Consider the following 2,272-nt stretch of genomic DNA (forward strand, 5'->3'; position numbering starts at 1 on the left):
TCCACGCCCTGATTGCGAGCCGTATCTCGCGCATTTCTAGGCTATTCTGCCTATTTTTGGGCATTTGCCTTCCAAAAATGCACCTCAACCAAAAACTTATAAAATTCGCAATTTGGCTATTGTCGAGCAAAACCAATGCGAATACGGTTGAGTTGGTTAGAAGTATTTTCTTCGTGACGAGAGGTGTCCGATATGTCCCTGGCGCAACCAGCTAACGATGTGCTCACCAACAAGAAGGCAGCACTCAAGGGCCTCTATGACGCCCTCTACGCAAAGAACATGTTTCCGTTCTGGGCGACGTCGGAAGGCGTCGACCATGACGAGATCAAGCAGCTGATGGCGACGTCGAAGGCCGTTCCCTTCGTGTGGTCCTATTCGGACATCGAGCCGCTGCTGCAGCGCGCCGCCGAACTGGTGACCATGGACGACAGTGAGCGCCGTTCGCTGATCCTGGTCAATCCCGGTCTTGCGCCCAAGCGTGCATCGGTCAGCACCATGTACACCGCCTACCGCCTGAACGATCCCGACGAGATCATGCCGCCGCACAAGCACTCGCCGAGCGCCATCCGCTTCGGCCTGACCGGCAAGGGCAATTTCACCGGCGTCGAGGGCGAAGACGTGGTTTTTGGCCCGGGCGACATGGTGCTGACGCCCAACGACGCCTGGCACAATCATGGCACCGTCGGCGGCGAGCAGGCGGTCAACCTGTCGGTGCTCGACTTGCCGCTGGTCGAAACGCTGCATGCCGTCCATTTCGACCACAAATACACCGAGATGGTCGATGGCAAGGAAGTCGAGAAGAAGGTGCAGACCGCCCGCTATCCCGGTGACTACTCACAGCGCATCTATGGCGAGGGTGGCCTGATGCCGCGTTTCGTCGACCACAAGCGCGGCGGCGGCCTGTCGTCGCCGATGTATGTCTATCGCTGGGAGAAGATGGAAGCGGTCCTCGACGCCCACAAGGATTGGGATGGCGACCCCCATGAAGGCATCGTCATCGACTATGTCGATCCGACCACCGGCGGACCCGTCTTCCACACCATCAATTTCTACGTGCAGATGCTGCGCCCCGGCGAGAAGACCTTGCCGCAGCGCGAGACCGCCAGCCTGCTCTTGGCGCCGTTCCGCGGCAACGGCCATTCGATCATCGACGGCAAACGTTATGACTGGAACCAGTTCGACACCATCGCCATACCTGGCGGTTCCTGGGTCGAGCATGTCAACGGCTCGTCGAGCGAGCCGGTGATCTTCTTCGGCGCCACTGATGCGCCGACGCAGAAGGCGCTGCTCCTCTACAAGCGCTGGGGCCGCAACCAGGCCGGCGATCTGCTCCGCCTCGTCTAGTTTCCGGTCCTTCGGCAAGCACTGTCCCGCCGCGATTGGCGGCGTGGACATCGAAAACGACGCTTCAGCAGCAAGGGTGTATGCATTTGGTTTCGGCGTTCAACACCAAGCAGATCGGCCATGTCGACTGTCCAGGCGGCGGCCAGGTCTGGGTCGATGGCAACATCCTTTATATCGGCCACATGCGGCCGCCGAGCGGCACGACGCTGGTCGATATTTCCGACCCGCGCAATCCGCGCAAGATAGCCACGATCGATGTTCCGCCCGGCTGGCACTCGCACAAGGTGCGCGCCAAGGATGGGCTGATGATCATCAACCACGAGCGCTTTGGCGATGCCGGCCCGGCCGATTTCGGCGGCGGACTGGCGCTTTACGACACAACCAAGCCGGCGCAGCCCAAGCTCATCTCGAAATGGATAACCGGCGGCAAGGGCGTCCACCGCTACGACTTCGACGGCCGTTACGTCTACATCTCGCCGACCGCCGACGGTTATGTCGGCAACATCGTGATGATCCTCGACCTGATCGATCCGGCACAGCCGGTCGAGGTCGGACGCTGGTGGATACCCGGCCAGTGGACGGGTGGCGGCGAAGAATACCCGTGGCATGACTATGTCACGCCGCGTTGCCACCATCCGCTGCGCATGGGCGACCGGCTCTATGTCAGCTACTGGCATCACGGCCTGTTCATCCTCGACATTTCGGACATCACCAAGCCGAAACTGGTCTCGCACGTCAATTCGAGCCCGAGCTTTCCGCATCCCACCCACACCTGCCTGCCGATCCCGCAGTTGCTGAAGGGCCGCAACATCATGGTGGTGGCGGACGAGGATGTCGCCAAACTGCGACCTTCGCCGCCGGCCTTCACCTGGATCTACGACATCACCGACGAGACCAACCCGTTGCCGATCTCGACCTTCCAGGTGCC

2 protein-coding genes are annotated in these 2,272 nt (G+C 60.7%); both read left to right on the plus strand.

Annotated elements, in window-relative coordinates; all coding sequences use genetic code 11:
- The first annotated feature begins 192 nt into the window (after positions 1-192).
- Entirely contained in the window at positions 193-1,344 is a 1,152-nt protein-coding gene (locus EN893_RS29845) for a cupin domain-containing protein (protein WP_027039500.1), read from the plus strand.
- A gap of 80 nt (positions 1,345-1,424) precedes the next feature.
- A partial coding sequence (locus tag EN893_RS29850) for a hypothetical protein (protein WP_128362016.1) occupies positions 1,425-2,272 on the plus strand: 848 nt, incomplete at its 3' end.

The sequence above is a fragment of the Mesorhizobium sp. M7A.F.Ca.CA.004.04.2.1 genome, assembly GCF_004022825.1.
Classification (GTDB): Bacteria; Pseudomonadota; Alphaproteobacteria; order Rhizobiales; family Rhizobiaceae; genus Mesorhizobium.

Bases quoted from the DNA above. Each gene is read 5' to 3' on its own strand.
- EN893_RS29845 (WP_027039500.1), top strand. From the start codon at position 193: ATGTCCCTGGCGCAACCAGCTAACGATGTGCTCACCAACAAGAAGGCA.